This window comes from Bradyrhizobium sp., from assembly GCF_022844465.1.
Taxonomy (GTDB): Bacteria; Pseudomonadota; Alphaproteobacteria; order Rhizobiales; family Xanthobacteraceae; genus Bradyrhizobium.
The window spans coordinates 1-13,251 of the sequence record NZ_JALHLP010000031.1; the positions used below are offsets into that span (position 1 = coordinate 1).

Consider the following 13,251-nt stretch of genomic DNA (forward strand, 5'->3'; position numbering starts at 1 on the left):
ATCGGGCCTTGGTAGGTGGATAATGTTGAGATTGCCTAAAACAGGCGGAAGTGTCCGCATTGAGGCTTTGCTTTGCCAGATGCCTCGCTTAAAGCAAAGCCTGCGCCGGATCGGACAAGTTGCCAATTCCATCTCGCCGGCAAACGCGCTAAGTATCTGATATGTTGAAATTAAGTGTGGTTTGATTACGACGAAGACCATGTCATGCGGGCGTGGCGAAACTGGTAGACGCAACGGACTTAAGCTGACTTGAGTGCTCTCGCGGGAAACCCGGGATGCAGAACTGCTCAAATTCGGGGAAGCCTTCACTGGTAATCCCGAGCCAAGCCTCCGTCAGGAGGAAGGTGTAGAGACTAGACGGGCAGCACCTACGGCAAATGCCTTGGTGAAGGGATAGTCCAGACCACAAACGCTAGACGGCGGCGGCGAAAGCCGAAGTGGTACGAAAATCCGTAGGGCCGCAAGGCCTGTGCCGGTTCGAGTCCGGCCGCCCGCACCATTTCACGATGTCCCTAAGCAATATCAGTCACGAACTGGGCAAAAAATCGTCCGCGAAACTTCTCGGTGGAGGAAGAAAGTATGGCACTCCAGGAGTTATTCGTTGGCTATGAAGATGACATCAAAAAACTCTTCGAGAGAATTGTTGCTGAAAGCGGTCTTTCAGCGCCTCCAGCCACACGAATTGAGCTTACGGATACTGACAATGGGATGCTCTTTCGTTCCATACCAAGTGAACGGTGCGTAAAAGCTGAGTGGCGCGGCGTAGCCAGTCTCTGGGCTATGTCGCAAGCAGTGGGGCGACTAGCTCCGATCATATTCGAGACCCGCCGGAACGGCTCGCCGCGAGTCGAAATTCGAGATGGATCGCCGCAAGAGCTTGGTCTTAACTTCATCGGGTATGCAAAAGAACTCTGCGTTCGCCAAAAATGGAGATGGAATAGCTATTTCCCCAAGCCTGATCGCACGGCGAACTCGGATGAGAAGAGATACTGCGAGCAATTCTTTTGGAAATCCCTCGAATGGATTCTCCGTCATGAGGTAGCGCATATTGCGCTGGGCCACCAAGACTCTCCCTGGAGCGCCGACGAAAGCCGAAGCCAGGAAAGAGAAGCAGATCTTTACGCATCTCGGGGGCAAAAGGGTGACGACCTTTCCGATGCGGAGCGTCCGGCTGGCGCGCATCCGGATGAAAGCGAACTCGCCTTGGAGCGGAACGCGGTCGCGCTTGGCATTGGCCTTGTGTGGGTCGCTCTCTACGAGAATGCTGGAGGTCCTCCGAGCGAGATGTACCCCCCGGTCGCGGACAGGCTCTATCGGAGTCTTGAGGAATTCGGCCTGCAGAAAGACAGTATGACGTCTGAAATTCTCTCTGATTTCATTAAGGCCTGGGTGGATCCTCAAAGCGCTTGGCCGGACCCCTCATCGGCGGATGCTACCGCACAGAGGGCCCTCGATGAAGCTTGCGGTCGCCTTGATGACTATATGCGTGGGCGGAACCAAACCTAAGAGAGATACAGCCTTCATAGCCTGTCCTGATTGATCCCGCTGTCCCCTGCCGGGGGCAGTCGGCCAGGCATCCGGCCCGGCTGCCACTCCCCGCAACATAAAATTACGCCAAAACCAGCAAATTGCGGCCATTGAACCAATGCAACAACACTGGGATTATACGCAACTTATTGCGCTTTTTAGCAACAAATTCTGTTGAAACGCAACATATACCTGGTATTGTGCAACCCTTGATGAAATCCCCGCCCCCGAGAGTTCCAATATGCAGCATTTTCCGCTTGTTCAAGCGCTCTGCCGGGTGGCGATGTCAAATCCCACCCCGGCTCTCCGCAAGCAGGTTGAAAGATTGCGCGACGCTCTGCGGGAAGACGGAAAGACGAAAGAGGCCGCACTGCTCTCGTCGATTCTGACCTCGGCGGACCGCGCCCAGGAGATGACGCCGAGTCGGCTTACGCAATCTAAAGCAACGGTCTCGGGTGAATCCCTCACGCCGAATACCGTGCTCCCTGTAGATCGTGAGACGTCGACCCCACTCGCGCAGATTATTTTTCCGCAACAGATAACGGACAATGGACCGCTGTTTAGCGACCGGGTTACGCAGGCGGTTCGCGGACTTCTCGATGAGTGGACGCACCTTGAAGCGTTTGAGGCGATTGACATACGTCCCGCGAAAACGTGCTTGATCTATGGCGCACCGGGCACGGGTAAAACACGTCTTGCGATGTGGATGGCCAAGCAACTTGATTTACCTGTTGTCGTTGCACGGCTTGATAGCTTGGTGTCGTCGTTCCTTGGCACATCGTCGCGCAACATTGGTAATCTTTTCGCTTTTGCAAACCGCTACCGATGCCTACTGCTACTTGATGAATTCGATTCACTTGCGAAACTCCGCGACGACCCCCAGGAAATCGGAGAGATAAAGCGGATCGTCAACGCACTCCTGCAGAATCTTGATGTTCGCCAACCCATCGGCTTCACCGTTGGCATCACAAACCATCCCCAATTGCTCGACTCAGCGGTATGGCGACGCTTCGAAATTCAATTGGAGATACCAAACCCGGAAATCCATCTGCGTCTGGAAATGGCTCGGCATTTCATGGTGCCAACTGAAGCGCCTGACTCCCACTTGAAGCTGTTTGCTTGGTTCACCGAAGGAGCGACCGGCGCTGAACTTGAAGTACTTGTCCGGAGTTACAAGAAACTGCGCGCGGTAAGAGGCGAGCAACCCTATGACCTCTTAGACCTCTTCAGACAATTTGCGACGATGAACAGCGGTCGGTTGTCCGACGAGAGAAGAACGCTGCTGTTTGCAGACCAAGCCAAGCTCCTTGACGCCTTACACCGTGAAGAGAAGCTCAATTTCTCACTAGCTGAACTCGGCGAAATTATTGGAAAGGACAAATCGACGATCAGCCGGTCACTTAATTCTGAGCCGAAATTGCGGAGAAAGAGATGAGCAGTCCTGTACAGGTTGTTCTAAATCCTCAGAATTTCTCAGAGGACCGCGATACTCCGGGTGGAGGCGGCCCCCGCACGGACTTCTTTGCCGATAACGACGCTGCGTTCGTCAGCCACAAGAAGGCCCTATTGGACCAACTCAAGGGAATAGTTGTTGAGCTGGAAAAGCAGACTCCAACCTACGGAGCAGTGGGCTTCATCAAAGTTATCCTGCGCCGCAAGGCTTGGGCCAAAAGCCACCGTCCACTGAAGGCTCTCTTTCCTGAAAGGCGAACGCCGCTGGTCGGGGGACTTGATATCGGACAACTCGTTCTTGAGGCAACGCCGCAAGCCTTGCTTCGCGCTGGGCAAGAGATCGCCGAAACGGAAGAAGTCACCGTCTGGAAGGTTGACGAGGAAACCGGCAAGAAAGAGGCAAATCCCTCCACGCGTCGCAGTGAAACAGGTGCGATTGAGCGTATTGACCTTTACGGCGTGGCAGACCGACGCCAATTTGATCTCGATCAGGCCGTCGTTTGGCTATCTAATGTTCGTACAGGCGGGCGGTATGAAGTCGAATTGTTCGAAACACCGCCGCAGACGTCTAACTTAGACGCAGCAGGTGCGCGCCGCACTCTGTTCCAATCTTTCACCCAAGGTTTGCAGGCCCTCGGTCAAGGGGTCAACGCCAGTATGGTTCAGCGGCAAAGCGCCACCGAGTCTCCCTTGTTAACCGTTCGTCTGGAGCAGTCTGCGCTTCCGCCCCGTGTCCAACTTACGCCTGAACCTGAGGGGCGTGTCCGGGATCTCGCACTGTTTGACAACTCCCTTGAACGGCACTCACGGCTTATCGGTTTCCTCGAAAAGCATCCACTGGTCCGGCGGATAGAGTTGCCCGGCATCATCATGCGAAGTGCTTCCCAGCCTCGCGTCCGACCAGGGACTTTCACCCTGCCAGCGCGATCGACAGCACGGCTTTGGCCAAAAGTCGGTGTCATTGACGGTGGCATCAGCGATGCCGCCCTCGGCACCTGGGTCATCGGCAGATGGGATCTGTTGGCAGATCAAGACATCGACCCGATCCACGGCACGTTCATCGGCGGTATTCTCGTTGCCGGAAGCCAAATGAATGGCCCCGCCGTCAGCTCTGACCACGACGGCACCGAACTTTATGACATTGCTGTGTATCCTTCAAATGAAGCAGCGTTCGCCAAGTACCATGGCGATCTAGTCGGCTTCCTCAATGAAGTGGAAAACGCGATCGTCGAAGCACGCACACGCCATCAGGTGCGCATTTTCAACTTCAGCCTGAATGTACAGAACGCTGTTGTACCGGATCACTACAGCAAGGTGGCCGCTCGCCTTGATCAGATAGCAGATAAGCACGATGTTCTGATTTTCATATCGGCGGGAAATCTGCCCACGTCTACCTTCCGCCCTGAGTGGCCAGCCAAGGCTGAGATGGCTTTGCAGATGATGGCTGCAAGTCAGAACGACGGGATCTTGGTGCCAGCGGAAAGCGCGCGCAATATTTCAGTCGGCGCGCTCAATCCCCACGGCCTTCCGGTCATTATCGGAAATGCGCCCGCCCGATACTCGCGCCGGGGCCCGGGCTTGCGCGCGCTCGTCAAGCCCGACTTCGCTCACATCGGAGGTAGCGGCTCCCCGACACCAAACGCCGGTCACGGCTTGTTTTCTGTGGCTCCCGATGGGAGTTGCTCGGACGGGTGCGGCACAAGTTATGCTGCGCCCTTCCTGGCTAGGCAGGCGGCGATCCTCGATTCCGAAATCGAAGGGGACGTGTCGCGAGAGACCCTGATGGCCCTGCTGACACACCACGCGCAGGTGCCCGAGCCACTCAACGACCCACTACTGAACGTAATTGGGCGACAGCTTTGCGGACATGGTATGCCGGTCCCCGTAAACCAAATCCTAGAGGGAGGCGACCACCAGATAACGCTGGTATTCGCAAGTCGCCTGATGAGGGACAAGCAGATGCGCTTCGCCTTTGCATGGCCCTCATGCTTGGTCGATGCATCCGGTAAATGCCGCGGCTCCGCCAAGCTTACATTAGTGGCGAGTCCGCCCCTAGACCAACGGTTCGGCGCAGAGTTTGTGCGCATCAATGTCGAAGCGGCATTGCAACAGGAACAAATCAGCAAGAAGGGAAAAGTGAGTTGGAAGGGCCAGCTGAAACCGCTGTATCTCCCTCCTAGCAATGTTGATTATCCTTACGAAGCTGAGCGCGTTGAACATGGAATGAAATGGAGTCCGGCCAAAGTTTGCGGCACCACCATGCCACAGGGGCGCGGCACTTCGTCCAACTGGCGATTGTTGATTAGCTACCTGTCTCGCTCGGATAATCAGGAAATGCCGCGCGAGGGCGTTCCTTTCACTGCTTTGCTGACCATCGCGGACCTCAAGAAAGAGGAGCCGGTGTTTAACGTCATGCGGCAGCAACTTTCCACTAGCGTACAGCTTGCTGATATCCGGACAGCGGCACGCGTAGTCACGCGCGTTTAACCCAACGGAATGGGGGGCGGCCGCAGCGATCCGCAGTTGTTGGTGACGGCGCTGTTTCCGGTTTTCGTGCTCGTGCTTGCAACCGGCGTGACCTTCATCGCGCCGGGCATTGCTCAGTTCATGCGGTGCCTGGCCTTTCTCGCGCCCTTCGCCGGCTGGCTCGCCGCACCCCGCGCCGCCTAGCGCGCGACCTTCGCCTCGCTCACCGTCAACAGCCGGCTTGCCTCCTCCGAAATCATCCGCTCCATCTTTTCCTGGAATTGCTTGCGCAGCAGGCCCGGCGCGATCGGCGGCAGGAACGACAGGGTGATGGTGCCGGCGTGCATGATCAGCGCCTTCTTGCCCCAGAACAATCCGGAATTGCAGGCCGCCGGCACCACCGGCACGCCGAGATTGGTGTAGAGCGCGGAAATGCCGGCCGACTGGAACGTCATGGGCTCGTCGATCGCCTGGCGCGTGCCTTGCGGAAACAGCAACACCTTGCGGCCCTCGCCGACCGCGCGCCCGGCCTCGTCGACCATCTGCCGCAGCGCCTGACGGCCCGCCGACCGGTCGACCAGGATCATCGGATAGCGTTCGAGAAACCAGCCGACCACCGGCAGCTTGCGCAGCTCCTTCTTGGCGACGATGCTGGCGTCCGGAAAGATGGCGCAGAGCGCGATGGTCTCCCACAGCGACTGATGGTTGCAGGCGATGATGCAGGGACCGTCAGGCACGTTCTGCCGCCCGGTTTCCCGATAGTCCAGCCCGACGACATGTTTCATCAGAAACACGATGCCTTTGGCCCAGACCTGCGAAACCGCGCGCACCGTGGCGCTGTCGGCCTTGAACAACCACATCAACGGCACCGTCAGCGCAACGACCAGCGTCAGGATCACGACGGCCGCGTCGAACAGGATCGATCTCAGATAGTGCAACGGCCGCGTCCCCCTGGGTGCCCGGCAAGAGCCCGGCTCCCAATAACGCACTTTTCCGCCGTTGCACAATTCCGGCGGGGGCGGCGGCGTTGCCGGCCGATCAGACGCCGGAACTCGCCGGCGCACCGCCGCCGGAGCAGGCCGGGGCCGCGCCGGACAACGGGATGCCGTCGAGCGTGTTGACATCGGGCGTCTTGACATCAGGCGTCCTGGCAAGAAACTCGCGATGCCTTCCGGGCGCGGCTTCGAACAGCGCCCTGGTGTATTCGTGCATGGGTGCCGCGAACACCTCGGCGGTGACGCCCTGTTCGACGATGACCCCGCGCTGCATCACCGCGATCCGGTCGCAGACCTGGGCCGCCACCCGCAAATCATGGGTGATGAACAGCACCGCGAGGTCGAACTTGCGCCGCACCTCGTCCAGGAGCTTCAGCACCTGGTCCTGCACCGAGACGTCGAGCGCCGACACCGGCTCGTCGCCGATCAATAGTTCGGGCTCCATCGCCAGCGCGCGGGCAATGCAGATCCGCTGGCGCTGGCCGCCGGAGAACTGGTGCGGGAAGCGATCGATCGCCGAGGGCGGCAGATGCACCACCGCCATCAGCTCGCGCGCGCGCTGCAGCGCCTCCTTGCGTCCAAGGCCGAAATTCATCGGCCCCTCGATGATCGCCTCGCCCACCGTCCGGCGCGGGTTGAGCGATCGATACGGATCCTGGAAGATGAACTGGACGCGCCGTCGCATCGGCCGGAACTGAGCCTCCCGCATCGCCGCGATATCGATGCCGTCGATCTTGATGCCGCCGGCGGTGGCGTCGACCAGCCGCGCGACGCAGCGCGCCACCGTCGACTTGCCGGAACCGGACTCGCCGACGATGCCGAGCGTCTCGCCGCGCCTGATCGTCAGCGAGACGTCCTTCACCGCGTCCACCACCCGCGCCTTCGGGTTGAACAGCGAGCGCTTGCCATAGGTCTTGAACAGCTTCTCGGTCTGCAGCACCACCGGCCCGGTGACCCGCGAGCGCTTCGGCGGCGTCATGCTCGGCACCGCGGCCAGCAGCATCCTTGTGTAGTCCTCGCGCGGATTGCGCAGCAGCTCCTCGCAGGGGCCCTGCTCGACGATGCGGCCCATCTGCATCACCACGACACGGTCGGCGATCTCGGAGACGACGCCGAAATCATGGGTGATGAACAGCACGCCGGTCTTCTTGCGCCCCTGCATCTCCCGCACCAGCTTGAGGATCTGCGCCTGGGTGGTGACGTCGAGCGCGGTGGTCGGCTCGTCGGCGATCAGCAGCGCCGGGTCGAGCACCAGCGCCGCCGCGATCATGATCCGCTGGCGCTGGCCGCCGGAGAGCTGGTGCGGGTAGGCGTCCATCATCTGCTCGGCATCGGGCAAATGCACCGCGCGCATGATCTCGAGCACGCGCGCGCGCTGCTCCCTCGGGTCGAGCGCGGTGTGGATCTCCAGCACCTCCCGGATCTGGTCGCCGACCCGCTCTACCGGGTTCAGCGCGGTCATCGGCTCCTGGAACACCATCGCCATGCGGGTGCCGCGGATCGCGCGCAGCTCGGCGTCGGGCATGGTGAGCAGTTGGTCGCCCTGCAGCCGGACCGAGCCGGTCTCGACCCGCATCGCGCCCTTCGGCAGCAGGCCCATCACCGCCTGCGCCGTGACCGACTTGCCCGAGCCGGATTCGCCGACCACGCAGACGATCTCGTCGGCCTCGACGGTCAGGTTGATCCCCTGCACCGCGTGCGGCCGCTCACCGCCGTGGATGGCGACGGAAAGGTCCGAGATTTCGAGGACCGTGTTGCTCACATCACACCCGCTTTGCCATCTTGGGATCGAGCGTGTCGCGCAGACCGTCGCCGAGGACGTTGACGGCCAGGATCGTCAGGGCAAGACACACGCCGGGATAGATGATGTTGTGCGGATACAGGCTGAACACCTGCCGGCCCTCGGCCATGATGTTGCCCCAGGTCGGCACCTCCGGCGGCACGCCGATGCCGAGGAACGACAGGATCGCCTCGATCAGGATGGCCGAGGCGCAAATGAACGTGCCCTGCACGATCATCGGGGCGATCGTGTTCGGCAGCACGTGCCGCCACAGCAATTTCGGGACCGAGGTGCCGAGCGTCACCGCAGCCTCGACATACGGCTCCTCGCGCACACTGAGCACGATCGAGCGCACCAGCCTGACGACGCCGGGAATCTGGGGGACGGTGATGGCGATGATGACGGTCAGCACGCTGGAGCGGAACAGCGAGACCATGGCGATCGCAAGCAGGATCGCCGGAATCGCCATCAACCCGTCCATCACCCGCATGATCACGGCGTCCAGGATGCGGAAGAAGCCGGCCATCAGCCCGATGAACAGGCCGATGCTGACGCTGATCAGCGCCACCGACACGCCGACCAGCAGCGAGACGCGCGCGCCATAGATGACCCGGCTGTAGACGTCGCGGCCGAGTCCGTCGGTGCCGAGCAGCGCCACCATGCGGATGCGCTCGCCGGTGTCGGTGCGGATCGAAAGCTCGGTGCCCGGAACCTTGTTGCGCGCCACCGGGTTGATCGCAGTGGGATCGATGGTGCCGAGCAGCGGGGCCAGAAGTCCCATCAGCAGCACGATCGCAATGACGGCAGCGCCGAAGGCCACGCCGGGATTGCGCAGCAACTGGCGCAGCGCGGCCGGCTTGCCCGGAGCGGCCGGCAGGGCGGGATCGAGCATCGTGGCGTCGGCCATCAGTAGCGAATCCTTGGATCGAGCACCGTGTAAATCATGTCGACCGCGAGGTTGATCATAACATAGACGAACGAAAACAGCAGGATCACGGCCTGGATCGTCGGATAATCGCGCGCCAGCACCGCATCCACCGTCAACCTGCCAAGACCCGGAATCGTGTACACGCTTTCGGTCACGACTACGCCGCCGATCAGCAGCGCCACGCCAAGGCCGATCACCGTGACGATGGGCACCGCCGCGTTGCGCAGCGCATGGCGGAACAGCACCTTTCGCTCCGATTGCCCCTTGGCGCGCGCGGTGCGGATGTAGTCCTCCGACAGCACTTCAAGCACGCTGGTGCGCGTCATCCGCGCGATCAGCGCCACATAGATCACCGACAATGTCAGCGATGGCAGGATCAGCCGCTCGGCCCAGCCGCCGACGCCCTCGGAAAAGCGCTGATAGCCCTGCACCGGCAGCCAGTTCAGCCAGATCGCGAACACGTAGATCAGGAGATATCCGATCACGAACACCGGCACCGAAAATCCCATCACCGAGAAACCCATGACAACGCGATCGAGCCAGCTGCCGTGCCAGTGCGCGGCCATCACGCCGAGCGGCACCGCCACGCAGACGGCGATCATGATCGTGAAGAAAGCCAGCGACAACGTCGGCTCGATCCGCTCGCCGATCAGAGCGGCCACCGTCTTCTTGAAGAAGAAGCTTTCGCCGAAATCGCCGGTCAGCACCCGGCCCGACCAGATGAAGAACTGTTCGATCATCGGCCGGTCGAGGCCGAGCTGGCTGCGGATCTGCGCCACCTGTTCGGTGGTGGCATTGTCGCCGGCGATGATCGCCGCCGGATCCGACGGCGTCAGCCGCAGCATCAGGAAGATGAAGACCGCAACCACCAGCATCACGGGAATGGTGCCGAGCAATCGCCGGAACAGGTAGCCATACATCGATCGATCCCTCGAACCGAACGGGCGGCGGAAAAACCGCCGCCCGCAGCCGTCACATCACTTGGTGATTTCGATGTTCCAGAGCACCGGCACCGGCGAGGTAAGGTAGCCCTTGACGTTCTTGCGCATCGCAGCAGGCGACACCCACTCGCCGACCGGAATCTCCGGCGTGTACTCGATGACGCGCAGTTGCACCGCTTCCGCGATCGCCTTCTGCTTGGCAGGGTCGGTCTCGCGGGCGAAGTCGTCGCGCAGCTTCTCGAGCTTCTCGTCGCAAGGCCAGCCGAACGATGCCTTGTCGCATCCGGCGTTCACATAGGCGGTCGAGATCGGGTTCATCACGTCGGCGGCGACCCAGGACGTGAGGAAGGCATTCCAGCCGCCGGCGGCCGGCGGATCCTTCTTGGCACGGCGTGCCACCAGCGTCTGCCAGTCCATCGACTGCATGTCGACCTTGAAACCCGCCTTCTCCATCAGCGATTTCGCCACCGGCGCCAGATTGGTCAGAACCTTGAGGTCGGTGGAGTGCATCAGCAGCACGGGCGTACCGTCATAGCCCGCCTCCTTCAGGAGCTCCTGCGCCTTCTTCGCGTTCGAGGTGAGAAGGCCGTCCATTCCCTTGGTCGTGGCGAGCGCCGTGTCGCAGATGAACAGCGCCTTGCACGGCTTGATGTAGTTCTCGTCGCCGATGGCCGCCATCAGGAAGTCTTCCTGGTTGAAGGCGTACCACAGTGCATGGCGGATTTTCGGATTGTCGAATGGCTTGTGCAGGGTGTTCGGCCGGAACACGTACTGGTTCTTCGCCTGCGGCGAGACGAATACGGTGACGTTCGGATCCTTCTTCAGAGTGGGAAGCAGGTCGTGGCTGGGCGCCTCGATGAAGTCGATCTCGCCCTTGGACAGCGCGTTGACCGCCTGCTGCGCATCGGAAATGGCGCGCCATTCGACCCGATCGACCTTGGCGACCTTGCCGCCCGCGAGACCCGAGGCAGGCTCGGCGCGAGGCTTGTACTTGTCGAACTTGACGTAAACCGTCTTGTCGCCGGGTTTCCATTCGTCCCTGACGAAAACGAAGGGACCCGATCCCGTGAAATCCTCGATTTGCTTGTTGGGGTCGGTATCGGCGACGCGCTTGGGCATCATGAACGGCACGTTTGATGAGGGTTTCGACAGGCCCAGCAGCACGAGGCCGGTCGGTTCCTTGAGCTTGATGGTGAAAGTTTTGGCATCGACCGCGTCGATGGAGTCGACGAAGGTCATCATCTTCTGACCGAGCGAATCCTTGATTGCCCAGCGCTTGATGGAGGCAATGCAGTCTTCCGACGTCACCGGCTTGCCGTCATGCCACAACAGGCCTTCGCGCAACGTGAAAGTGTAGGTCTTCTTGTCGGCCGAGGTTTCGTATTTCTCCACCATCTGCGGCTTGACCTCGCCCTTCTCGTCCTGGGCGAGAAGCGTGTCATAGATCATGTAGCCGTGGTTGCGGACGATGTAGGCGGTGGTCCAGATCGGGTCCAGGATCTTCAGATCCGAGTGCATCACGGCGCGCAAGGTGGTCTGGGCGAGCGCTGGCGCTGCCATGACCGCCAGACCGCCGACGCAAGTCGCCGCAAGAATTGCTTTTCTGAACGCGTTCATTCCTTTACCTCCATTGTCGTCGCGGCGCCCGAACGCTTTGCTGTTCAGGCCCCCGGTCCGGTTTCCCCGGGGACTATAGGGTCGATATATTCGCCATCACAACCACCTTTTGACCCTCGCGACACCGGCGGCGACGGCGCTCAGGCGTCGTCCGAACGCCCCCGACCGGCCTATCCGGCGACCGGCTTGGGCCGCCGCCGGATGGACGGATGGCGGCCGTGCTTCCGCGGCGCCGGCAACCCTACAATCAAGAATGATGCCAGAATCCCTGTTGTCCCGATCCGATGCCCGGAATCTGCGAAGGCGTCACGTTTTCACTTTACAAAATCGCCGCAGGTCCTTCTGTAAAAGGGTCAGGCCATCCGCCCCCACCCAGGCATTTCCGGCCGCTCCGGGAGAATCAAAATGAATCCTGCCAATCTTCCCTTCGATTCCGACGCCATGTTGCAGGGTTTGCGGGCCTGGGTGGAATGCGAAAGCCCCACCTGGGATGCACCGGCGGTCGATCGGATGCTCGACCTGGCGGCGCGCGAAATGGCCATCATGGGTGCGACCATCGAGCGCATCGCCGGACGGCAGGGTTTCGCCGGCTGCGTGCGCGCGCGGTTTCCACACCCCCGGCAGGGCCAGCCCGGTATTCTCATCGCCGGCCATCTCGACACCGTCCATCCCGTCGGCACGATCGAGAAGCTCGCCTGGCGGCGCGACGGCAACAAATGCTACGGTCCGGGCATCTTCGACATGAAGGGCGGCAACTACCTCGCCCTCGAGGCGATCCGGCAACTGGCCCGCGCCGCGTTCACGACGCCGTTGCCGGTCACGGTCCTGTTCACGCCGGACGAAGAGGTCGGCACGCCATCGACCCGGGACATCATCGAGGCCGAAGCCGCCCGCAACAAATACGTGCTGGTGCCGGAGCCCGGTCGCCCAAACAACGGCGTGGTCACCGGCCGATACGCCATCGCCCGGTTCAATCTCGAAGCTACCGGCAGGCCGAGCCATGCCGGCGCCACGCTCTCGGCCGGCCGCTCCGCGATCCGCGAGATGGCGCGCCAGATCGTCGCCATCGACAGCATGACGACCGAGGACTGCACCTTCTCGGTCGGCATCGTGCATGGCGGCCAATGGGTCAATTGCGTCGCCACGACCTGCACCGGCGAGGCGCTCAGCATGGCCAAGCGGCAGGCCGATCTCGACCGCGGCGTCGAACGCATGCTCGCGCTTTCCGGGACCAGCGATGGCGTCACCTTCAAGGTGAGCCGCGGCGTGACCCGGCCGGTGTGGGAACCTGACGCCGGCACCATGGCGCTTTACGAACAGGCGCGCGGCTTGGCGAAGCAAATGGGCCTGGAGCTTCCGCACGGCAGCGCCGGCGGCGGCTCCGACGGCAATTTCACCGGCGCCATGGGCATACCGACCCTTGACGGCCTCGGCGTTCGCGGCGGCGATGCCCACACGCTCACCGAACACATCGAGGTCGACAGCCTGGCCGAGCGGGGCCGGCTGATGGCGGGCCTGCTGGCGACGCTGAGTTGAGCGGCGCGC

Annotated in this window: 11 protein-coding genes; 5 read left to right on the forward strand and 6 right to left on the reverse strand. The window is 61.3% G+C overall.

The genetic code is table 11. The annotated features are described in order from the left end of the window. Window positions 1–201: hypothetical protein (locus Q0D31_RS23860; RefSeq protein WP_291856752.1), on the reverse strand; the 201-nt coding region annotated here is incomplete at its 3' end. Window positions 202–579: 378 nt separating this feature from the next. Between Q0D31_RS23860 and Q0D31_RS23865 the strand changes: the two genes are divergently transcribed. The 4 genes from Q0D31_RS23865 (at window position 580) to Q0D31_RS23880 (ending at window position 5,649) form a co-directional block, all read left to right on the forward strand. After that, a complete protein-coding gene (locus tag Q0D31_RS23865) occupies window positions 580–1,506 on the forward strand; it encodes a phage exclusion protein Lit family protein (protein ID WP_291856754.1) in 927 nt (308 codons plus the stop codon). A gap of 262 nt (window positions 1,507–1,768) precedes the next feature. Further along, window positions 1,769–2,962, forward strand: coding sequence for an ATP-binding protein (locus Q0D31_RS23870; RefSeq protein ID WP_291856757.1), 1,194 nt, complete (start codon window positions 1,769–1,771; stop codon window positions 2,960–2,962). After that, window positions 2,959–5,466 (forward strand): S8 family peptidase, encoded by a 2,508-nt coding sequence (locus tag Q0D31_RS23875; RefSeq protein ID WP_291856759.1) that lies wholly within the window; start codon window positions 2,959–2,961, stop codon window positions 5,464–5,466. The genes Q0D31_RS23870 and Q0D31_RS23875 overlap by 4 nt, the downstream gene beginning before the upstream one ends. A gap of 9 nt (window positions 5,467–5,475) precedes the next feature. Then, window positions 5,476–5,649 carry a hypothetical protein gene (locus Q0D31_RS23880; protein WP_291856761.1) on the forward strand — a complete coding sequence of 58 codons (174 nt, stop codon included), beginning with the start codon at window positions 5,476–5,478 and terminating at the stop codon, window positions 5,647–5,649. Here the strand turns inward: Q0D31_RS23880 and Q0D31_RS23885 are convergent. From Q0D31_RS23885 to Q0D31_RS23905, 5 genes are all read right to left on the reverse strand, one after another. After that, window positions 5,646–6,383 (reverse strand): lysophospholipid acyltransferase family protein, encoded by a 738-nt coding sequence (locus Q0D31_RS23885; RefSeq protein ID WP_291856763.1) that lies wholly within the window; start codon window positions 6,381–6,383, stop codon window positions 5,646–5,648. The two genes, Q0D31_RS23880 and Q0D31_RS23885, sit on opposite strands and share 4 nt — an antisense overlap. A gap of 100 nt (window positions 6,384–6,483) precedes the next feature. Continuing rightward, window positions 6,484–8,202 carry an ABC transporter ATP-binding protein gene (locus Q0D31_RS23890; protein WP_291856765.1) on the reverse strand — a complete coding sequence of 573 codons (1,719 nt, stop codon included), beginning with the start codon at window positions 8,200–8,202 and terminating at the stop codon, window positions 6,484–6,486. 1 nt (window position 8,203) lies between these two features. Continuing rightward, window positions 8,204–9,127 carry an ABC transporter permease gene (locus Q0D31_RS23895; protein ID WP_291856766.1) on the reverse strand — a complete coding sequence of 308 codons (924 nt, stop codon included), beginning with the start codon at window positions 9,125–9,127 and terminating at the stop codon, window positions 8,204–8,206. Continuing rightward, window positions 9,127–10,068 (reverse strand): ABC transporter permease, encoded by a 942-nt coding sequence (locus Q0D31_RS23900; RefSeq protein WP_291856768.1) that lies wholly within the window; start codon window positions 10,066–10,068, stop codon window positions 9,127–9,129. The genes Q0D31_RS23895 and Q0D31_RS23900 overlap by 1 nt, the downstream gene beginning before the upstream one ends. A gap of 57 nt (window positions 10,069–10,125) precedes the next feature. Further along, window positions 10,126–11,706 (reverse strand): ABC transporter substrate-binding protein, encoded by a 1,581-nt coding sequence (locus Q0D31_RS23905; protein ID WP_291856771.1) that lies wholly within the window; start codon window positions 11,704–11,706, stop codon window positions 10,126–10,128. 405 nt (window positions 11,707–12,111) lie between these two features. On the opposite strand from Q0D31_RS23905, the gene Q0D31_RS23910 reads away from it, so the two are divergent. After that, entirely contained in the window at window positions 12,112–13,242 is a 1,131-nt protein-coding gene (locus tag Q0D31_RS23910; protein ID WP_291856773.1) for a M20/M25/M40 family metallo-hydrolase, read from the forward strand. The last annotated feature ends 9 nt before the right edge of the window (window positions 13,243–13,251 follow it).